General features: G+C 69.2%; 14 protein-coding genes. 4 read left to right on the forward strand and 10 right to left on the reverse strand.

Annotation, left to right across the window (positions count from 1 at the left end):
* Genes IM776_RS11575 through IM776_RS11585 form a run of 3 tightly spaced genes read left to right on the forward strand, consistent with a single transcriptional unit; the run spans position 1 to position 5,989 of the window.
* Positions 1–2,340: a glycosyl hydrolase family 95 catalytic domain-containing protein gene (locus IM776_RS11575; protein ID WP_194420244.1), complete on the forward strand. Its 2,340-nt coding sequence runs from the start codon at positions 1–3 to the stop codon at positions 2,338–2,340.
* The gene (gene yicI, locus IM776_RS11580) at positions 2,337–4,556 is read left to right on the forward strand and encodes an alpha-xylosidase (RefSeq protein ID WP_194420248.1); all 2,220 of its coding nucleotides are present in this window, start codon (positions 2,337–2,339) and stop codon (positions 4,554–4,556) included. Before IM776_RS11575 ends, yicI begins: the two co-directional genes overlap by 4 nt.
* Positions 4,553–5,989 carry a glycoside hydrolase family 1 protein gene (locus tag IM776_RS11585; protein ID WP_194420249.1) on the forward strand — a complete coding sequence of 479 codons (1,437 nt, stop codon included), beginning with the start codon at positions 4,553–4,555 and terminating at the stop codon, positions 5,987–5,989. Before yicI ends, IM776_RS11585 begins: the two co-directional genes overlap by 4 nt.
* 3 nt (positions 5,990–5,992) lie before the next feature.
* On the opposite strand, the gene IM776_RS11590 is transcribed toward IM776_RS11585, so the two are convergent.
* The 8 genes from IM776_RS11590 to IM776_RS11625 form a co-directional block, all read right to left on the reverse strand.
* Complete coding sequence (locus IM776_RS11590; RefSeq protein WP_194420250.1) at positions 5,993–6,820, reverse strand: hypothetical protein; 828 nt, start codon at positions 6,818–6,820, stop codon at positions 5,993–5,995.
* A gap of 42 nt (positions 6,821–6,862) precedes the next feature.
* Positions 6,863–8,677: an ABC transporter ATP-binding protein gene (locus tag IM776_RS11595; protein ID WP_194420251.1), complete on the reverse strand. Its 1,815-nt coding sequence runs from the start codon at positions 8,675–8,677 to the stop codon at positions 6,863–6,865.
* Positions 8,674–10,611 carry an ABC transporter ATP-binding protein gene (locus IM776_RS11600; protein WP_194420252.1) on the reverse strand — a complete coding sequence of 646 codons (1,938 nt, stop codon included), beginning with the start codon at positions 10,609–10,611 and terminating at the stop codon, positions 8,674–8,676. Before IM776_RS11600 ends, IM776_RS11595 begins: the two co-directional genes overlap by 4 nt.
* Before the next feature lie 272 nt (positions 10,612–10,883).
* Positions 10,884–11,381: a methylated-DNA--[protein]-cysteine S-methyltransferase gene (locus IM776_RS11605; protein ID WP_194420253.1), complete on the reverse strand. Its 498-nt coding sequence runs from the start codon at positions 11,379–11,381 to the stop codon at positions 10,884–10,886.
* Positions 11,378–12,853 (reverse strand): DNA-3-methyladenine glycosylase 2 family protein, encoded by a 1,476-nt coding sequence (locus IM776_RS11610; protein WP_194420254.1) that lies wholly within the window; start codon positions 12,851–12,853, stop codon positions 11,378–11,380. The genes IM776_RS11605 and IM776_RS11610 overlap by 4 nt, the downstream gene beginning before the upstream one ends.
* A gap of 58 nt (positions 12,854–12,911) precedes the next feature.
* Entirely contained in the window at positions 12,912–14,519 is a 1,608-nt protein-coding gene (gene purH, locus IM776_RS11615; protein WP_194420255.1) for a bifunctional phosphoribosylaminoimidazolecarboxamide formyltransferase/IMP cyclohydrolase, read from the reverse strand.
* Between the two features lie 38 nt (positions 14,520–14,557).
* Entirely contained in the window at positions 14,558–15,139 is a 582-nt protein-coding gene (purN, locus tag IM776_RS11620; RefSeq protein WP_194420256.1) for a phosphoribosylglycinamide formyltransferase, read from the reverse strand.
* A gap of 9 nt (positions 15,140–15,148) precedes the next feature.
* Positions 15,149–16,555 (reverse strand): cell division protein PerM, encoded by a 1,407-nt coding sequence (locus IM776_RS11625; RefSeq protein ID WP_194420257.1) that lies wholly within the window; start codon positions 16,553–16,555, stop codon positions 15,149–15,151.
* 92 nt (positions 16,556–16,647) lie between these two features.
* Between IM776_RS11625 and IM776_RS11630 the strand changes: the two genes are divergently transcribed.
* On the forward strand, positions 16,648–18,093 hold the full coding sequence (locus tag IM776_RS11630) for an NCS2 family permease (protein ID WP_194420258.1): 1,446 nt from the start codon (positions 16,648–16,650) through the stop codon (positions 18,091–18,093).
* 201 nt (positions 18,094–18,294) lie between these two features.
* On the opposite strand, the gene sucD is transcribed toward IM776_RS11630, so the two are convergent.
* Both sucD and sucC read right to left on the reverse strand, forming a co-directional pair.
* Positions 18,295–19,197 carry a succinate--CoA ligase subunit alpha gene (sucD, locus tag IM776_RS11635; RefSeq protein ID WP_194420259.1) on the reverse strand — a complete coding sequence of 301 codons (903 nt, stop codon included), beginning with the start codon at positions 19,195–19,197 and terminating at the stop codon, positions 18,295–18,297.
* Positions 19,198–19,228: 31 nt separating this feature from the next.
* A complete protein-coding gene (gene sucC, locus IM776_RS11640) occupies positions 19,229–20,395 on the reverse strand; it encodes an ADP-forming succinate--CoA ligase subunit beta (protein WP_194420260.1) in 1,167 nt (388 codons plus the stop codon).
* Positions 20,396–20,479: the final 84 nt, after the last annotated feature.

The following is a 20,479-nucleotide window of genomic DNA, read 5'->3' on the forward strand; positions in this document are numbered from 1 at the left end:
ATGGGAACGATCCGATTCACGGGTGCCGCACGCACGTGGCTGGAATGCCTGCCACTCGGCGACGGGCGACTCGGAGCGATGACGGACGGCGGCGTCTCGTCGACGAGGCTGCACCTCAACGACGCGACAGCATGGTCCGGGTCGCCGTCGTCCGAGTCCGGCGGTGGTCCATTCCCGGATGCCGACACGTGCGCCGCCCTGTTGGCAGAAGCACGAGCGGCGATCACCGCAGGGCGACCGCGTGCGGCCGAAGCTCCGCTGAAGAAGATGCAGACGCAGTATGCGCAGTCGTTCGTCCCCCTCGGCGATGCCGTGATCGAGATCGACGATCTGGCTGCGGACGCCGCGTCCCCGACTCGTGAACTGGATCTGAAGAGCGGCGTGCACCGCTCGCGCGCCGGATCCGTCCGCACGACGACCTTCGTCGCCCACGAGACGAGCGTGCTCGTGCACGTCATCGAACCGGCGCTCCCGGTCCGGGTCGCTCTCGATTCGCCGCTGCGCGGTCCTGTGTCGGACGCCCCTGTCCCGGTCACACCTGACGACGGGACGCAGGCGCTGCTGCTGCGTCTGCCGAGTGATGTCGCGCCCGGTCACGAGCCGGATCTGCCGGCCGCCCGATGGTCGCACGAGCCCGGCTCGGCACTCGAAGCGACGATCGCAGCACGGGTCGTCGCCGAGCAGTCGCGAACGATCGTCCTGCTCACGACTGCGACGACCTTCGCCGGTCCCGGTGAACGCCCGGTCGGATCAGCCGCCGATGCGCTGCGATCGGCTCTCGCCCGGCTCGACGAAGCGGCACGCACAGGTGTGGATCGGCTGCTGTCCGACACCGAGGCGACCATGCGCTCGCTGCTGAACTCGGTCGAGCTCTCCTTCGGTGATGCGCCTGACGCGCCTGAAGCGCCTGACGCGCCTGACACCTCGTCGCGGTTGCGCCGAGCGCGCGCCGACCCCGGAGGAGTTCTCGCAGCCGACCCGAACATCGCCGCGCTGCTCTTCGACTACGGCCGCTATCTTCTGGTGTCGTCTTCGCGCGCCGGAGTGCTGCCGGCGAACCTGCAGGGCATCTGGAACAGCGAGATGCGACCCCCGTGGGGCAGCGCGTACACGGTGAACATCAACACTGAGATGAACTACTGGGGAGCGCACGTCACATCGCTGAGCGATCACGCCCGGCCGCTGACGTCCTTCACCCGCGCACTCGCGGCCAGGGCTGCCGAACACACCGCGCGGCTGTACGGCGCACCGGGCTGGACAGTGCACCACAACACCGACGCCTGGCTCTACGCGACGGCGCCAGGACGCGGGGCCGGGGACCCACGATGGTCCTTCTGGCCGATGGGCGGCGCGTGGCTCGCCTCGATGCTGACCGAGGCGTGGGAGTTCGGTGCCGCCGGCATCGAGCATCTCGGCGAGATCTGGCCCACTCTGCGCGGGGCGGCCGAGTTCGCCCTGTCATGGCACCGCGATGGGACCACCTCCCCTGCGACCTCCCCGGAGAACGCCTTCCTCCTGCCCGACGGCGAAGTCGCCTCTCTCACCATGACGAGCACGATGGACACCGCGCTGCTGCGCGCCCTCTGGGAGAAGACCGTGTCGGCCGCGGACGCGCTCGGGTTCGATGACGACCAGGTGGTGCAAGCCGCATCGGCTCGCCTGAGGAGCCTGCCCTCGATGCCCGAGGTCACGCCGTCCGGCCTGATCGTCGAGTGGGACGGCGCCCGCCCCGAGCAGGACAGGCACCATCGCCATCTGAGCCACCTGTTCGGCCTGTTCCCCGGCACAGAGCTCTGGGACGACGACCGCCTCGCCGCGGCGGCCGCGACACTGGAGCGACGCGGCGACGACTCCAGTGGCTGGTCCCTGGTGTGGAAGCTCGCGCTCTGGGCGCGGCTCGGCAGGGCCGACCGCGCCGGCGATCTGATCGAGCTGTTCCTCCGCGACGCCGAGGCGGTGTCCGGCGAGTGGGCGGGCGGGCTGTATCCGAATCTCTTCGCCGCGCATCCGCCGTTCCAGATCGATGCGAATCTCGGTTTCATCGGCGCTCTCGTGGAGATGCTCCTGCAATCCCACGACGGCATAAGGCTCCTTCCTGCCCTGGCACCGCAGCTGAAGACGGGGCGCGTCAGCGGCCTGGTCGCGCGCCCCGGCATCCTCGTCGACCTGGAATGGCGCGACGGGGAGCTGCTCTCGGCTGGTCTGCGCGCCCGCACCGCCGCTTCCGTCGGCGCACACCGGGTCCACTGGAGAGACCGGACCATCACCGTCCACATCGACACGGAGCGCGAGATCAACCTCGACGCCCGCTCATTCCTGACCGAGGAGGTAGTGCAGTGAGGTTCACTGACGGGTTCTGGCAGCTGCGCGAGGGTGTCAGCGCCCTGTACGCGCGGAAGGCGCATGACATCGAGGCGAAGGATGGGCGCCTCGTGGTCACCGCCCCCACGAAGGTCATCGAGACTCGGGGCGACACGCTGAACCGGCCCGTCCTGACCGTGACGCTCTCGGCTCCGATCGAGGGTGTGATCGGCGTTCTGATCGAGCACCACACCGGCGGCCGGATCCACGAGGGCTTCGATCTGCCGGGTCTGGATCCGACGTCGGCGGCGGGCGTGGCATCCCTGGACGCGAGCGGCGGCACGCTCGCCAGCGGCGACCTCGTCGCTCGGATCGCGGCCGGCGAAGGATGGAACCTGTCCTTCGAGCGCGCCGGAACCGTGCTCACCACCGCGGAGGAGAAATCCGTCGCGCTGTTGGACGTCGCCGAATCCGTCGCATTGGACGGGCAGCTGGAGGATCAGCTGCGCCGGCACCGCGGCGGCGGCTCGCAGCGATACCTGCATCAGCAGCTGAACCTCGGTGTGGGCGAACTCGTATACGGCCTCGGCGAGCGCTTCGGGCCCCTGGTGAAGAACGGCCAGTCGATCGAGACCTGGAACGCAGACGGCGGCACGTCCAGCGAGCAGGCCTATAAGAATGTGCCGTTCTACCTGACGAATCGCGGATACGGCGTTCTCGTGGACCATCCCGGTCACGTGTCCTTCGAAGTGGGCTCGGAGAACGTCGAACGCGTGCAGTTCGCGGTCGCGGGCGAACGGCTGCAGTACTATATCGTCTCCGGCGATACGCAGCGGGACGTCCTCGAACGCTACACGGCGCTGACGGGACGACCTGCTCTGCCGCCCGCGTGGTCGTTCGGCACCTGGCTTTCGACGAGCTTCACCACCGACTACGACGAGCAGACCGTGAACTCCTTCATCGATGGGTTCGCAGAACGCGACCTGCCGCTGAGTGTCTTCCATTTCGACTGCTTCTGGATGCGCGAGTTCAACTGGTGCGACTTCGAGTGGGATCCGCGGGTGTTCCCCGACCCCGAGGGGATGCTGCGACGTCTGCACGAAAGGGACTTGAAGGTCTCCGTATGGGTGAACCCGTACATCGGGCAGCGGTCGCCGCTGTTCGCCGAGGCTGCCGGGCAGGGGTTCCTACTGCAGCGCTCGGACGGCACCGTCTGGCAGTGGGACATGTGGCAGGCGGGCATGGGAATCGTCGACTTCACGAATCCGGATGCACGACGCTGGTATCAGGACAAGCTGCGGGCACTGGCCGCTCAGGGCGTCGACACGTTCAAGACGGACTTCGGCGAGCGGGTGCCTCTGGATGTGCGCTGGCACGACGGCAGCGATCCGGAGGGCATGCACAACCGCTTCGCGCAGCTCTACAACGAGGCCGTCTTCGAGGTGCTGCAGGAGCGCGAAGGACAGGATGCCGTGGTCTTCGCCCGTTCGGCGACCGTCGGCGGACATCGCTTCCCGGTGCACTGGGGCGGCGACAGCGCATCGACGTTCGCGTCGATGGCCGAGTCGTTGCGTGGCGGCCTCTCGCTCGCGTTCGGCGGATTCGGTTTCTGGAGCCACGACATCGGCGGATTCGAAGGCACACCGGATCCCGCCGTCTTCAAACGATGGGTCGCCTTCGGGTTCCTGTCCAGTCATTCCCGTTTCCACGGTTCGCGCTCCTACCGTGTGCCGTGGGCATTCGACGAAGAGGCCGTGGACGTCACCCGAGTCTTCTCGAAGTTGAAGATGCGGCTGATGCCCTACCTCTATCAGCGTGGCGTCGAGGCCGCGCAGACCGGAACACCGCTCATGCGCCCCATGCAGCTCGAGTTCCCCGACGACCCGTCCGTCGCCTACCTCGACCGCCAGTACATGCTCGGCGGGGACCTCCTGGTCGCGCCGGTGTTCTCCGAGACGGGAGAGGTGGAGTTCTATCTGCCCGAGGGCGAGTGGACGTCGCTGCTGACCGGCGAGCGCGTGACCGGCGGGCGGTGGCTGCGCGAGACGCACGGCTACCAGTCGCTGCCGCTGTACGTGCGCCCGGGTGCGGTGCTCCCCTGGGGCGCCCGCGATGACCGCCCTGACTACGATTACCATGACGGACTGCAGTTGCGGGTCTTCCCCGGCGGCGCCGGCCGTCGCTCGATCACGGTGACGTCGCCCGACGGCACCGCCCGCACGTACACCGCCGATCTCGAGGAGCCCACTGAATGACGACCACCACCGGCTCGGCCGACTACCGCGACTCCGGGCTCGTCTTTCCGCCGTCGTTCACCTTCGGCTCGGCGACGGCGTCGTACCAGATCGAGGGCGCGGCATCCGAGGACGGCCGCACCCCGTCCATCTGGGACACGTTCAGCAAGACCCCCGGCAAGGTGTGGAACGGCGACACGGGAGACGTCGCCTGCGACCACTACCATCGCGTCGACGAGGACCTCGACCTCATGAAGGAGCTGGGGCTCGAGGCCTACCGGTTCTCGATCGCCTGGCCGCGCATCCAGCCGACCGCGGACGGCGCTGTCAATCAGGCCGGCATCGACTTCTACTCGCGCCTAGTGGACGGTCTGCTCGATCGCGGCATCCGGCCCGTGGCCACGCTGTACCACTGGGACCTTCCGCAGTACCTCGAGGATGCCGGCGGCTGGACTTCCCGCGCGGCGACCGACGCGTTCGAGCGCTATGCCGAGATCATGGGCGCGGCGCTCGGCGACCGCGTCCAGACCTGGACGACGCTGAACGAACCCTGGTGCTCCGCGTACCTCGGCTACGGCCAGGGCGGTCATGCACCGGGACGCACCGAACCCGCCTCCGCACTCTCCGCCGTGCACCACCTGAATCTCGCACACGGTCGCGCCCTCCAGGCGCTGCGCGCCACGTCCACCGGCGATCCGGACTACTCGGTGACGCTGAACTTCCACGTCCTGCGCGGGCAGGGCGACGAGGCATCCGAGGCGATGCGCCGCATCGACGCCCTCGCGAACCGGGCGTTCACCGGCCCGATGCTGCGCGGCGAATACCCGGCCGATCTGCTCGCCGACACCGCCGGGGTCACCGACTGGGGGTTCGTGCACGACGGCGACCTGCAGACCATCAACCAGCCGATCGACGTGCTCGGCGTCAACTACTACTCGACCGCGACGGTCCGGCTCTGGGACGGCGTGTCCGAGAAGCAGCAGAACGACGGGCACAAGGGCACCTCGTCGGGCACGGCCTGGCCCGGCAGCGATCAGCTCGTCGAGTTCGTCGAGCAGCCCGGGCCGTACACGTCCATGGGCTGGAACATCGCCCCCGAAGGGCTCGAGGAGCTCCTCGTCTCGCTGTCCGAGCAGTTCCCCGGTCAGCCGCTGATGGTGACGGAGAACGGCGCCGCGTTCGAGGACGAGGTCGCAGAGGACGGCTCGGTTCCCGACCCGGAGCGCACCGACTACCTGCGCCGCCACTTCACCGCGGCGCATCGGGCTCTGGAGCGCGGCGTCGATCTGCGCGGGTACTTCGTCTGGTCGCTGCTCGACAACTTCGAGTGGGGCTACGGGTACGCGAAGAGGTTCGGTATCGTCCGCGTCGACTTCGGCACCCTCGAACGCACCGTCAAGGATTCCGGCCGCTGGTACCAGGAGCTGGTGCGCACGCGCGCACTGCCCGCCTGACGCCTACGCCTCCGGCGATTCGCTCTTGTTCGGCTTGCGACGCGCCGACCACGCCGCGATGGCGGATGCCGCGGCCCCCGCTGCTCTGTCGAGAGCCTCGGCCGACCGGCTGATCACGTCGTGCGCGGTGTCCTGCCAGGCCTGCGCGGCGTCCGGGTCACGACCCGCGGCCCGCTCTTTCGCGGTGTACTCGGCGACCTCGAACGCGCGCGCGAGGTCGGCGACGGCATCCCGGTATTCGGCGTACTCGGCGGGCGTCACGCTCGACGAGGCGGGCCGCAGGTCGCGCGCGCGCCGCGCCGCTGCGAGGAACGCCGACATCGCCGGATCCTTGCCGTCGCTCATCACCGGGTACGCGATCAGCTTCGCAGGGTCGGTCTCGTAGTCCATCCATCGAGCGGTCACCGCGTCATGCGCATGGCGGAGCCGGGCGAGCGGGTATCGATCGACCTCGGACGCCGGAGGCAGCTCGGCCTGCGCGGCGCTGACGCGAGCACGACGGGCACGGACGTCGGCCGCTGCGGCCTTCGCATCGTTCTCGGCCTGCTTCAGCCCACGGCGAGCACTGGCGACATCGGCGTTCGTGGCCCTTGACGCTGTGCGTTCGGCGACGAGGCGGGCGTGCTCGGCGCGCGCGAGCTTCACGGCGCGGCGACGCTCGACGACCTCGCGCTGCGCGTTCCGCAGGTCGCTGCGCGCGGCATCCAGAGCCAGACGCCTGCCGCTGGTCTTCTGCCGCCGGCGCACACCGACAGCGGTGACGGCGCCTGCCCCGACCGCGGTCGGCGCGACCCACCACCATTCGGCGGCCAGCATCCAGATCGGATCCACGCTTCGATCGTATCGGTCGCCCGCGGCGCGCCGGGAGCCGCGCTAGACGAGCGTCTCCTGCCAGGCCGCGTGCAGCTGCGCGAACTTGCCCGTGCCGCCGATGAGCGCGGCGGGAGTGTCGTCCTCGATGATCTCGCCGTGCTCCATCACGAGCACCCGATCGGCGATCGCAACCGTCGACAGGCGGTGGGCGATGATGATCGCGGTCCGGTCGGCGAGCAGTGTCTGCAGCGCGTCCTGGATGAGGCGCTCCGATGGGATGTCGAGCGACGCCGTGGCCTCGTCGAGGATCAGCACCGCTGGATCGGCGAGGAACGCGCGCGCGAACGAGATCAGCTGCCGCTGCCCCGCGGACACACGCCCGCCGCGCTTGTTCACATCGGAGTTGTAACCGTCGGGCAGCGCCGAGATGAACTCGTCCGCGCCGACCGCACGTGCCGCGGCGCGGATCTCGTCGAGCGAGGCATCCGGCTTCCCGAGCGCGATGTTGTCGGCGACGGTCCCGCTGAACAGGTACGCCTCCTGCGTGACCATCACGATCGCGCGGCGCAGGTCCTTCGGGTGCAGCGAACGCAGGTCGACGCCGTCAAGCGTCACGCGACCGAGCGACGGGTCGTAGAACCGCGAGATGAGCTTCGCGAGCGTCGACTTGCCCGCACCGGTCGTGCCGACCAGCGCGATCGTCTGGCCCGCTCCGATGTCGAGCGAGAAGCTCGGCAGGATCGTCTTCTCTCCCGAATAGCCGAACGTGACCTCCTCGAACCGCACGTGACCACGCGACTCCCACAGGTCGACCGGCTCCGTAGGGTCGGGCACGGTCGGCTGCTCCTCGAGCACGCCCGACACCTTCTCCAGCGCCGCCGTGGCGGACTGGTAGGAGTTCAGGAACATCGCGATCTCCTGCATCGGCGCGAAGAAGTTGCGCACGTACAGCACCGCGGACAGCAGCACACCGACCGTGAGCGCGCCATCGGCGACGCGGATGCCGCCCCACAGCACGACCAGACCGAGCGTCAGCGCCGCGACCGACATCAGCCCCGGCTCGAACGTGCCGAACAGCAGCATCGACCGTCGGTTGACGTCGCGGTACTCGCCGGCGACCTTCTGGAAGGTCGCGTCGTTGCGCGGCTCCTTGCGGAACGCCTTGACCGCGCGGATGCCGGTCATGGTTTCCACGAACTGCACGATCACCTTGGCGCTGATGACGCGCGACTCGCGGAACACGACCTGCGAGCGCGAGTAGAACCAGCGCATCAGCAGGAACAGCGGGATGCCGGCCAGCAGCAGGATCACGCCGGACTGCCAGTCCCACACGATCAGGGCGATGAACGTGAACGCACCGAACAGCACGCCCGAGACGAGGTTGTTCAGTCCCCCGTCGAGCAGTTCTCGGATCGAATCGAGGTCGCTGGTCTGGCGCGAGATGATGCGCCCGGACGTGTACGTCTCGTGGAACTCGAGGCTCAGCCGCTGCGTGTGCAGGAAGATGCGCTTGCGCAGGTCGATCAGCACCGCCTGCGTGATGCGGGCCGCGACCACGACGTACCAGCCGATAAGCGCTGCGGCAGCGGCCCCGGCGAACAGGTAGGTGAAGCCGATGATGAAGGTCGGCATCCAGTCGGCGCGCTCCAGCACCGCCGGCAGCGCCCGGTCGATGCCGATGCTGATCAGGATCGGGCCTGCGACCTGCAGTGCGGTCGAGACCACGAGCACGACGGCTGCGAGCACGATCCGCGCGCGCAGCGGTGACACCAGCGACCCGAGCAGGCGCAGCGAGCGCTGACGGATCGCCCTGCTCTCCTCGCGGGTGTAGTTCGAGCGGTCTTCGCCCTGTGTTCCGGTGAGTGCCGTGCTCATGCCTGCACCTCCTCATCCTCGTGTGCGGATGCTTCACTTCGACTCGCTGACGCTCGCTCAGTACGAGCGACAGCGGCTTCTCCTGCCGCCTCGAGGTCTTCGTCCGTGATGATGGGGATCGCGCCGGTGCGCGCGGCCTCCTCGGCCTCGAGGCTGGAGATCACGTGCCGATAATGGGCGCTCGTGCGCAGCAGCTCGGAGTGCGTGCCGACGGCGGTGATCCGGCCTTTTTCGAGCAGCGCGACCCGGTCGGCGAGCGCCACCGTCGAGGGACGGTGCGCGACGATCATGGCCGTGGTGTCGGCGAGCACATGGCGCAGCGCCTCCTCGACGAGCGCCTCGGTGTCGACGTCCAGGGCAGAGAGCGGGTCGTCCAGCACGAGCACTCTGGGCTTGGCCGCGACGGCGCGCGCGAGCGCGAGCCGCTGCCGCTGGCCTCCGGACAGGCTGAGCCCCTCCTCGCCGATGACGGTCTCGACGCCCTCGGGGAGCGCGTCGACGAAGCCGGCCTGGGCGACGTCGAGCGCTTCGCGAAGGACCCGCTCACCCTCTTCGCTATGGATGTCGAGCTCGGCGCGGCCGAGCAGCACGTTCTCGCGCACGGATGCCGAGAAGAGCGTGGCGTCCTCGAACGCCATCGCGATGTGCTGACGCAGCTCGACGAGCGACAGATCTCGCACGTCGACGCCGTCGAGCGTCACCCGCCCGCCGGTGACGTCGTACAGGCGCGCCGGCAGCGTCGTCAGCGTGGTCTTGCCGCTGCCGGTGAGACCGACGAGCGCCATGGTCTCGCCTGGTCGCAGCACGAGGTCGATGCCGTCGAGCAGATCGCGCTCAGCGGCTCCGGCATCCTGATAGCGGAAGTGCGCGCCCTCGAACGCGAGCTCACCTCGGGGCTCGGCGATCTGCACCGGGTTCTCCGGGTCGGTGATCGTGTTCGTCTCGGAGAAGATGTCGAACACGCGGTCGGTCGCGGTGCGCGCGTCGAGCATGAACGAGAACAGGAATCCGATCGACTCGATCGGCCACCGCAGCACGGTCGCCATCGCGAAGAACGCGAACAGCTGCGCCTCGTCGATGGCGCCCTGCCAGATCAGCCAGATGCCCGACATCAGGCTGAGCCCGAACGCGATCTGCGGCATGAGGTCGAGCCAGAACCAGATCGTGCCGACCGCGCGTGCCTTGCTGAGCTCGGTCGTGCGCAGCGACTCGGCCTGCGTGCTGAAGCGTGTCAGCGCGTGCTTGCCGCGGCCGAACGCCTTCAGCACGCGGATGCCGTGCACGCTCTCCTCGACGCTGGTCGCGAGGTCGCCGGCCTGATCCTGGCTCTGACGCGCGAGGCGTCCGTACCGCTTCTCGAAGCGGTAGCCGGTGATCCACAGCGGGATGGCGGTCACGATGAAGATGGTGCCCAGCAGCCAGTGCCAGCGGAACAGCAGCACCGAGCCGATGATGATCGTCAGGAGGTTGACGACGAGCAGGATGAGACCGAAGGCCAGCCAGCGTCGGATCAGGCTGATGTCCTGCATCATGCGACTCAGCAGCTGCCCGGACTGCCAGCGGTCGTGGAACGCGACCGGCAGCGTCTGCAGACGCGCGTACAGCTGCGTGCGCATCCGGTACTCGACCTCGGTGGAGGGCTTGAGGATGAACCAGCGCCGCAGCCACACCATGATCGCCTCGCCGAGGCCGAGCGCGAGCACGATGGCGGCGCCGCCGACGATGATCGCGATGCTCGCGGCGGTGTCGAGCCCGCGCACGATCTGCTCGAGCACGATCGGGATCATCAGGGCGATGACGGCGGCGGCGAGCGCGCTGGCGGCACCGCCGACGAAGCGCCAGACGACCGGCTTGACGAACGGTGCGAGACGCCAGAGAGCGGCGGGAGTGGACAGCGAAGCGGACGGCGTGGAGGATGACGACGAGGAAGACATGACTCTCAGACGAGGTGCGGAGCGGAAGAGGATCGAGGGACGGACGCTGCGGCCGATGCTGCGCCCGTGATGCGGTGGGGCGGCGGGACGTCAGCCGCGCGAGAACTCCGGGTTCGAGCCAGGAGTGGTGATCTGCGCGACGGCGATCGAAATCATGGTGTCCTCCTCAGGCTCGAAGCTCGCACCGGTCGGCGCGACAGCCCATCAGCCTATTCCTGTGAACCGGCTGAAGGCAAGCATCATTCCCTGATTCGTTCACCCTCCGTTCGAAATCAGCGCGGCGCACGCTCGTGCGCGAGCAGGGACTCCTTGACGTCGAGGCCCCAGGCGAAGCCGCCCAGCGACCCGTCGCTGCGCAGCACGCGATGGCAGGGGACGAACAGCGCCGGCGCGTTGCGCGCGCAGATGGATGCCGCGGCCCGCACCGCGCTCGGGCTGCCGAGGGCCGTGGCGAACTCCGCGTAGGTCAGCGGCTCTCCCGGCGCGATGCGCCGCAGCGCGTCCCATCCGGTGCGCTGCATGTCGGTGCCGTGCTGGCGGACGGCGACCGTGCCGATCGCGGCGACATCGCCGGCGTAGTAGGCGCGGACGGCGGATGCGGCATCCGTCTCGCCCTCACGCATCTCGGCGGGCCGGTACTTCACAGCCAGCCGGTGGATGATGTCGTCGTGGACGGCGGTCCAGCCCGAGGCGAGCACGCGCTGCTCTTCGTCGACGAGCATCGTGAACGGGCCGTCGGCGGTGTCGATGGTCTGGATGAGAGCGGTCATGAGAGCTCCTTCTTCGAAATCTTGGCAGGTCGGACGGGCGCGGCGCGCCAGAGGTGCGCGCACAGGTAACTGCGCCACGGGGCCGCGCGTTCGGCCCAGGCGATGAGTTCGCGAGCGGAAGATGGGATGCCGGCCGCCGCCGCTCCGGCGCGGACGGCGACGTCTCCCGGCAGCAGCACGTCGGGATCGCCGAGCACGCGCATCCGCACGTAGTCGGCGGTCCACGGTCCGATGCCGGGCATCGCCAGCAGCGCCTCCCGCTGTGCGGCGCTGTCGTCGCCGACCGTGAGAGTGAGCGAGCCGTCCGCGAGCGCGGCCGCGGCACCCGTGATCGCGCGGATCCGGGCACCCGGCCCGCGCAGCACCTCGGCGCCGTGCTCGGCGATCGCGGTCATGGTCGGGAACAGGATGCCGTTCTCGCCGGTCCGCTCCCCCAGCGCATCTGTCAGCGCGGTCAGTGCGGTGCGCGCGGCGGCGACGGTGATCTGCTGACCCACCATGGCGCGGATGAGCATCTCGTGCGGATCGGCGGCTCCCGGGACGCGCATTCCCGGCACCTCGGCCACGAGCGGCGCGAGCTGCGGGTGCGTCGACAGCGCGGCGGCGATGGCGATGGGATCGGCATCCAGGTCGAAGATCCGCCGGGTCGTCGCGACCAGCGGCGCGAGGTCGCCGAGGTGCGTCACGCGGGCGCGCAGTCGCAGTCTTCCCCCGTCATCCTGGCGGACCTCGAACCAGGCCGGTCCGCCGGTCATCCGGAGATGGCGGGCGAACGAGCAGTCCGTGGTCGTCTCGACGCCGGGTACTGCGCGTGCCGCCATCCAGGCGAAGATGCCGGCGGCGTCCATCGGCGAGCGGTGCGGGAGCAGCAGGTCGATCTCGCCGGGCACTGCGACGCCGCCGTGCCGCCGGGCCCGCAGCTCGGTCGGCGTCAGTCCGAACACCTCGCGGATCGTGTCATTGCACTGGCGAATGCTGGCGAAACCGGCCGAGAACGCGACGTCGGCGATCGGCAGGTCGGTGCCGACCAGCAGCATCCGCGCGTTGTGGGCGCGGTGCGCGCGGGCGAGTGCGAGTGGCCCTGCGCCGAGCTCGGCGGTCAGCAGCCGGGTGAGATGCCGGCTGGAGTACCCGAGGCGCGCGGCGAGCCCCGGCACACCCTCGCGCTCCACCACGCCGGCGGCGATGAGGCGCATGGCGCGAGCCGCGGCATCTCCTCGCGCGTCCCACGCGGGCGAGCCCGGTGCCGCCTCCGGCAGGCATCGCTTGCACGCTCGGAACCCCGCCTCATGGGCGGCAGCGCTGGTCGGATAGAAGCTGACGTTCTCCCGCTTCGGCGTGCGGGCGGGGCAGGACGGGCGGCAGTAGATGCCGGTGGAATGCACGGCCGTGACGAACTGTCCGTCGAAGCGGATGTCGCGCGCGTCGATCGCGCGGTACCGCTCGTCGAAGGTCATCGTCGGGAAGCTCATGCCTCCACTCTGACACGTCCGAATGCCGCTGGCTCGCGGAAATCGGACATGGCAGTGTCTAGTGGAAGAAGTGGCGCTCGCCTGTGAAGAACATCGTGACGCCGGCGGCCTTCGCAGCGGCGATGACCTCGTCGTCGCGCACCGAGCCGCCGGGCTGGATGATCGTCGAGATGCCGGCGTCGATGAGCACCTGAGGGCCGTCGGCGAACGGGAAGAACGCATCGGATGCCGCGATCGTCCCCGCTGCCCGATCCCCCGCCCGCTCCACCGCGAGGCGGCAGGAGTCGACGCGGTTCACCTGTCCCATGCCGATGCCGACGGTGGCCTTGCCCTTGGCGAGCACGATGGCGTTCGACTTCACGGCGCGGCACGCCTTCCACGCGAAGATCAGATCGCTCATCTCCTCGTCGCTCGGGCGCTCACCGGTGACGAGCTCCCAGCCGTTGGCGACCGAGTCGATGTCGTCGGGGAAGCGGTCGGCATCCTGCAGGAGCAGTCCGCCGGAGACCAGGCGCACGTCCATCTCCTCCTGCTGCCAGTCGGCGGGCAGCTCCAGCAGGCGCAGGTTCTTCTTGGCCTTGAAGACCTCGAGCGCGGCCGGCTCGAACGCCGGGGCGACGATGACCTCGGTGAAGATGTCCTTGAGGTTCTCCGCCATCTTCAGGGTCACAGTGCCGTTGGTGGCGATCACGCCGCCGTACGCCGAGACCGGGTCGCACTCGTGGGCCCGCAGGTGCGCGCTGGCGATCGGGTCGAGGGCGTTCGGGGCGGTGGTCGCGATGCCGCACGGGTTGGCGTGCTTGACGATGGCGACGGCCGGCAGGATCATGTCGAACGCGGCGCGCAGCGCGGCATCCGCGTCGACGTAGTTGTTGTACGACATCTCCTTGCCCTGCAGCTGGACCGCCTGCGCGATGCCGTGGCCGCCGACGCGCGAGTAGATCGCCCCGCGCTGGTGCGCGTTCTCGCCGTAGCGCAGCGTGGCGATGCGCTCGGCCTTGATCGTGAGGTGCTCTGGCAGCTCGCCGCCCTCGGTGAGGGTTCCCTCGGCGAACCACGCCGCGACGGCGGTGTCGTACGCGGAGGTGTGGGCGAACGCGCGCGCCGCGAGCTCGCGGCGCTGCGTGAGGGTGGTGCCGCCCGCGGCGATCGACTCGATCAGGGCGGGGTACGACTCCGGGGAGACGACGATCGCGACGTTGGCGTGGTTCTTCGCCGAGGCGCGCACCATGGCGGGCCCCCCGATGTCGATCTGCTCGACCACGTCGTCACCGGACGCGCCGGATGCGACGGTCTCCACGAACGGATACAGGTTGACGACGACGAGCTCGAAGGGCGAGATGCCGAGCTCGGCGAGCTGGCGCTCGTGATCCTCCAGGCGCAGGTCGGCGAGCAGGCCGCCATGGATGCTGGGGTGCAGGGTCTTCACGCGACCGTCGAGCATCTCGGCCACGCCGGTGACCGCGGCGACGTCGGTGACGTCGTAGCCGGCTTCGCGGATGGTCGCGGCCGTGGACCCGGTGGAGACGATCTCGACGCCGGCGTCGGCGAGCGCCGCAGCCAGCACGAGCAGGTCGGTCTTGTCGCTCACGGACACGAGCGCCCTCTTGATCGGGACGACATCGCGATCGCGGTAGAGGGACTTGTCGCGGCTCGGACCGGCCATGGGATATCTCCTTCTTGCGTGGGCGTTCGGGTTCTCGGTCAGTGGGTCAGTGCGAGATCGCCGGTGGCGATGCGGCGCACGACGTCGATCAGCAGCCGCCGTTCGACGGGCTTGATGCGCTCGTGCAGGCTCTGCTCGGTGTCGCCGGGCTGCACCGCGATGCGCTCCTGGGCGAGGATCGGCCCGGAGTCGACGCCGTCATCGACGACGATGACGCTCGCACCGGTCTGCGTGACGCCGGCGGCGAGCGCCTCGCGCACGCCGTGCGCGCCGGGGAACTCGGGCAGGTAGGCCGGGTGGGTGTTGATGATGCGCGGCGCGTAGCGGGCGACGAGGGATGCCGGCAGCAGCCGCATCAGGCCGCTCAGCACGACGAGGTCGGGCTGCCAGGTGTCGAGCTGACGGCCGAGTTCCTCGCCCCAGGCCTCGCGGCTCTCGAACGAGCGGAACGGCACCGTGAAGCTCGGGACGCCGAACTCCTCGGCGTGCGCCAGACCTTCCGCGTCGCGGTCGGCACCGACCACGACGATCCGCGCGGGGAAGTCAGGGTGGCGTGCGGCATCGAGAAGGGCGCGGAGGTTCGAGCCGGTGCCAGAGATGAGAACGGCGACCGTGAGCACCCGGTCAGTCTACCGGGGTGCGGGAGTGCTGCCGTCCCCGAAGAAGCCGTGATCGTCCAGGGGCTGGGTGTCGTTCGCATCCGGGTCGTTCGCGTCGGCCGAGGCGGCGTCGGCGTGCCCTTCGGCATCCGCCCACGAGAAGGTCGCCGCGGGGTCCGACGTCGGCGACGTTCCCATCTGCGCCACCCAGCGGTCTGTGCGCTCCTCGGCCAGTTCGTCGCGGTGTCGCGGCGCGAGCAGCATGATGGCGGCACCGACCAGCACCTCGGCTCCGACGGCGAGCGCGGTCCAGCCGGCATGCGGCCCCACCTGCGCCATGCGGGACGGGCCGATCGAACCGGATGCCAGCACCGCGGCGACTGCGACGATGCCGGCGCTGAGCAGGGCGATGCCCGCGGCGATCACCGCGCGAGGAGCCGCGGGCCGCGCGGCATCCTGCCAGACCAGCCGCGAACGGACCAGCCAGCCGGCGAACGCGCCGGCGCCGACCGGCAGCAGCACCACGATCAGCATCCAGATCGAGCTGTTCTCCGGCAGCAGTCCGAAAACCGGGATGCCGGGCACGACTCCCAGCTGCGTGCCGGAGGGAGACACCGCCGTGCCGGCGCCCACGGCGAAGCCGGGTCCGGCGATCCACGCGATCGCCCAGACGAGCACCGTGGGCAGATAGGCGATGTGACCGAGCGTCAGCACGGCTGCACCGGTGGCATCGACCCGCACCGCCTGGAAGAGCGCGACGACCTCTCCCCCGCGCAGCACGACCAGCAGCGCGACCGCCAGTCCGGCGATGCCGGTGAGGGCGACGATGACGGCTGCGGTCCCGCGGACGATCTCCGCCGGGAGCACGCTCCACGCGCCCCGCGAGTCCACGCGGTCATGGATGCGGTCGATGAGGCCCGCGTCGCCCTCGCGCCACGCGTATCCGACGGCTCCGCTCAGCGACCCGACCAGGTACACGGCGACGGGCAGCAGGATGGCGAGGCCGAGCGGAACCTGAGCGAGTTCCGCGCGTGCCGTGATGGCGACGGCGGTGGCGATCAGCGCGAACGCAAGCGAACCCGCGATGACGCCGAGAAGCCAGGCGCCGGAGCGCGCGGCCCTGCTCCCGGAACGAGCGGCGAACAGCAGCGTGAAGACGAGGAAGGCGAGCGGGGTCAGCGAGAGCGTGAAGCTCGCGGCATCCGGTGAGATGCCGACCGCCGAGATCACGGCATCCGGCACGACGATGTCGACGGGAACGCCGTGGCCGAACTGCCACAGGGTGCCGGCGACCGGCCAGAGCGCACCCCAGTCGGCGCTCGCGCCGAAGGCGAGCGTCCACAGCAGCGTCAGCGGGGCGAGCAGCACGGCGAGGCCGACGGCCGCAGCGATGGCAGCGTCGACCGCAGCGAGAATCGCGACGAGGAGGCGTTGCATGACTCAACGAGACTACGACGAGAACCTGATCGCCTAGCGGTGGCGCGCGCGAGGGATGCCGGACACGATATCGTTCCCGAGGAGGTTCCCCGATGACAAATCCCCCCTCGTCCGCACCCGGCTCCGCCACGAGCGCAGCACCCGAACAGGCCGCTGAGCCGAAGAACGGGCTGGACCGCTTCTTCGAAGTCACCAAGCGCGGCTCGACGATCAGCGCCGAGGTGCGCGGCGGCATCGTCACGTTCGTCACGATGGCCTACATCGTGATCCTGAACCCGATCATCCTCTCGACTCCCGACGTCGAGGGCACCGTGCTCGACGGCAACGCGGTCGCCGCGACCACCGCGCTCACCGCCGGTGTCATGACGCTGCTGTTCGGCATCGTCACCCGCCTGCCGTTCGCCTTCGCGGCGGGTCTGGGCATCAACGCGTTCCTCGCGTTCTCCGTGGTCGGCTCGGTGACCTGGCCCGAGGCGATGGCCCTGGTCATGATCAACGGTGCGGTGATCGTGCTGCTCGCCGCCACCGGCCTTCGGAAGATGATCTTCGACGCCGTTCCCGTGCAGCTCAAGCTCGCGATCACGGTCGGCATCGGGCTGTTCATCGCCTTCATCGGCTTCGTCAACGCCGGCTTCGTCACGGCGACCGGCAACGCGTCTCCCCCCGTCGACCTCGGCATCGGCGGCTCCGTCGCGTCCGTCCCGACCGTGCTGTTCGTGATCACGCTGCTGCTCGGCGGCGTGCTCATCGCGCTGCGAGTCAAGGGCGCGATCCTCATCGCCCTCGTCGGCGGCACCGTGCTCGCTGCCATCGCGAACCTCATCTGGCCGTTCGGTCTGGACTTCGGCTTCGCCGGCGGCATCATGAGCCTGCCCGACCTCAGCCTCATCGGCGCCGTCGACTTCGGCTTCGACCTCGGCCGGGTCAGCGTGGTCGCGCTCGTGATGTTCGTGTTCACGCTGATCTTCTCGAACTTCTTCGACGCCATGGGCACCATGACCGGTCTCGCCAAGGAAGCAGGGCTCGCCGATGAGAAGGGCGATTTCCCCCGCATCAAATCGGCGCTGGTCGTCGAGGGCGTCGGCGCGATCGCCGGTGGTGCGACCTCCTCGTCGTCCGCGACCGTGTTCGTCGAGTCCGGATCCGGCATCGGCGAGGGCGCCCGCACGGGTCTTGCGACCTCGGTGACCGGCATCCTGTTCCTACTGGCGATGTTCTTCACGCCGCTGACCTCGCTCGTTCCCGGCGCGGTCGCAGCCGCGGCCCTGGTGCTCGTCGGCGCGATGATGCTCTCGCAGATCAAGAACATCGACTTCAGCGACTTCCGCGTGCTGCTGCCGGTGTTCCTCACGGCGACGGTGATGCCGATGACCTACTCGATCGCCAACGGCATCGGCGCGGGCTTCGTCAGCTGGATCGTCGTGAACGCGCTCTCCGGCCGCGCCAAGACGATCCATCCGCTGCTGTGGATCGTCGGCGCAGGCTTCGTGCTGTTCTTCGCACGCGGCCCGATCGAGGCTGCGTTCGGCGTCATCTGACGCTCGCGCTGCGCGAATCGAGGGGCGGATGCTGCGGCATCCGCCCCTCGTCGTCTTCCGGGCCTGACGGTCCAGGCGTCCGCGCCTGACGCTCTGAGGGCCGAAGTGTCGAGCGCTGAAGTGTCGGACCCTGACGGGCCCCGGGTACAAGTGAAGGCCCCGGGGTGGAGCCCGGGGCCTTCACTCATAGTCTACCTGGGTTTACAGGCTCTCGACGATCGCGCGCATCAGGTCAGCCGTCTCGGACGGCGTCTTGCCGACCTTGACGCCGGCGGCCTCGAGGGCCTCCTTCTTCGCCTGTGCGGTTCCGGCTGAGCCGGAGACGATGGCGCCGGCGTGGCCCATGGTCTTGCCCTCGGGAGCCGTGAAGCCCGCGACGTAGCCGACGACCGGCTTGGTGACGTGCGCCTTGATGTACTCGGCCGCACGCTCCTCGGCGTCGCCGCCGATCTCGCCGATCATGACGATCGCCTTGGTCTCGGGGTCGGCCTCGAACGCCTCGAGAGCGTCGATGTGCGTCGTGCCGATGACCGGGTCGCCGCCGATGCCGATGGCGGTCGAGAAGCCCAGGTCGCGCAGCTCGAACATCATCTGGTAGGTCAGGGTGCCCGACTTCGAGACGAGTCCGATCGGGCCCTTACCGGTGATGTTCGCCGGGGTGATGCCGACGAGCGCCTCGTCCGGTGTGATGATGCCGGGGCAGTTCGGGCCGATGATGCGGGTCTTGTTGCCCTTGCTCTTCGCGTAGGCCCACGCTTCGGCGGAGTCGCCGACCGGCACGCCCTCGGTGATGACGACGAGCAGCGGGACCTCGGCGTCGATGGCCTCGATCATGGCGTCCTTGGTGAAGGCACCGGGGACGAACGCGATCGACACGTCGGCGCCGGTCTCCTTCATGGCCTCGGCGACCGAGCCGAAGACGGGGAGCTCGATGGCATTGCCGTCCTTGTCGGTGTGCGAGACGGCCGTGCCGGCCTTGCGGGCGTTGACGCCGCCGACGACCTGGGTACCGGCCTTGAGCATGAGAGCTGTGTGCTTGGTGCCCTCGCCGCCGGTGATGCCCTGGACGATGACCTTGGAATCCTTGTTCAGGAAGATCGACATTTCTCTAATCCTTTTCTGAGGTCTCGGAGGGTCAGGCGTTCGCCAGCGCGGCGGCCTTGTCGGCGCCCTCGTCCATGGTGGCGGCGAGAGTCACGAGCGGGTGGGCGTACTCGGCGAGGATGGCGCGGCCCTCTTCGACGCGGTTGCCGTCCAGGCGCACGACGAGCGGCTTCGATGCGGTGTCGCCGAGCGTCTGCAGGGCGCCCTTGATGCCGTTCGCGACGGCGTCGCACGCGGTGATGCCGCCGAACACGTTGACGAACACGCTCTTCACCTGCGGGTCACCGAGGATGACGTCGAGGCCTGCGGCCATGACCTCGGCCGATGCACCGCCTCCGATGTCGAGGAAGTTCGCGGGCTTCACTCCGCCGTGGTCCTCACCGGCGTAGGCGACGACGTCGAGGGTCGACATGACGAGCCCCGCGCCGTTGCCGATGATGCCGACCTGACCGTCGAGCTTGACGTAGTTCAGGCCCGACTCCTTGGCCTTGGCCTCGAGCGGGTCGGCAGCGCCCTTGTCCTCGAGCGCCTCGTGCTCGGGGTGGCGGATCTCGGACGCGTTCTCGTCGAGGGTGACCTTGCCGTCGAGCGCGATGATGTCGCCGTCCTCGGTGCGGACCAGCGGGTTGACCTCGACGAGCGTGGCATCCTCGCCCTTGTAGACCTCATACAGCTTCACGAAGACGTCGGAGACCTTCTCGACGAGGTCCTCGGGGAAGTTCGCGGCGCGAGCGATCTCGACGGCCTTCGCCTTGTCGATGCCGGTCAGCGGGTCGACCTCGATGCGCGCGAGCGCCTCGGGCTTCTCCACCGCGAGCTGCTCGATCTCCATGCCGCCCTCGACGCTGCACAGCGAGAGGTACGAGCGGTTCGCGCGGTCGAGCAGCACGGAGAAGTAGAACTCCTCGGCGATGCGGGCACCGGCGGCGACCATGACGCGCTTGACGACGTGGCCCTTGATGTCCAGGCCGAAGATGGACTTGGCGGCCTCGTACGCCTCATCGGGGTTCTTGGCGACCTTGACGCCGCCCGCCTTGCCTCGACCACCGGTCTTGACCTGAGCCTTGACTACGACCACGCCACCGAGCTTCTCGGCTGCCGCTTTCACCTCCTCGGGGGTGTCCGCGACGATGCCGGCGAGGACCGGCACTCCGTACTTCTCGAAAACGTCTCGTGCCTGGTACTCGTACAGATCCACTGTGCTTCCTTCACTGGGCTGCGGTCCGGAAAGTCTCTCGATGTCGAGATATCGACCAGGAACAAAGCTTACTACTCCTGTCTG

Origin of the sequence: Microbacterium abyssi, assembly GCF_015277895.1 — a bacterium.
GTDB lineage: Bacteria > Actinomycetota > Actinomycetes > Actinomycetales > Microbacteriaceae > Microbacterium > Microbacterium abyssi.

Coding starts and splice junctions, on each gene's coding strand:
- IM776_RS11595 (WP_194420251.1), bottom strand. CDS start 8,677: ATGAGCACGGCACTCACCGGAACACAGGGCGAAGACCGCTCGAACTAC.
- sucD (WP_194420259.1), bottom strand. CDS start 19,197: ATGTCGATCTTCCTGAACAAGGATTCCAAGGTCATCGTCCAGGGCATC.
- IM776_RS11625 (WP_194420257.1), bottom strand. CDS start 16,555: ATGCAACGCCTCCTCGTCGCGATTCTCGCTGCGGTCGACGCTGCCATC.
- purH (WP_194420255.1), bottom strand. CDS start 14,519: ATGGCCGGTCCGAGCCGCGACAAGTCCCTCTACCGCGATCGCGATGTC.
- IM776_RS11630 (WP_194420258.1), top strand. CDS start 16,648: ATGACAAATCCCCCCTCGTCCGCACCCGGCTCCGCCACGAGCGCAGCA.
- IM776_RS11610 (WP_194420254.1), bottom strand. CDS start 12,853: ATGAGCTTCCCGACGATGACCTTCGACGAGCGGTACCGCGCGATCGAC.
- IM776_RS11600 (WP_194420252.1), bottom strand. CDS start 10,611: ATGTCTTCCTCGTCGTCATCCTCCACGCCGTCCGCTTCGCTGTCCACT.
- IM776_RS11575 (WP_194420244.1), top strand. CDS start 1: ATGGGAACGATCCGATTCACGGGTGCCGCACGCACGTGGCTGGAATGC.
- IM776_RS11605 (WP_194420253.1), bottom strand. CDS start 11,381: ATGACCGCTCTCATCCAGACCATCGACACCGCCGACGGCCCGTTCACG.
- IM776_RS11585 (WP_194420249.1), top strand. CDS start 4,553: ATGACGACCACCACCGGCTCGGCCGACTACCGCGACTCCGGGCTCGTC.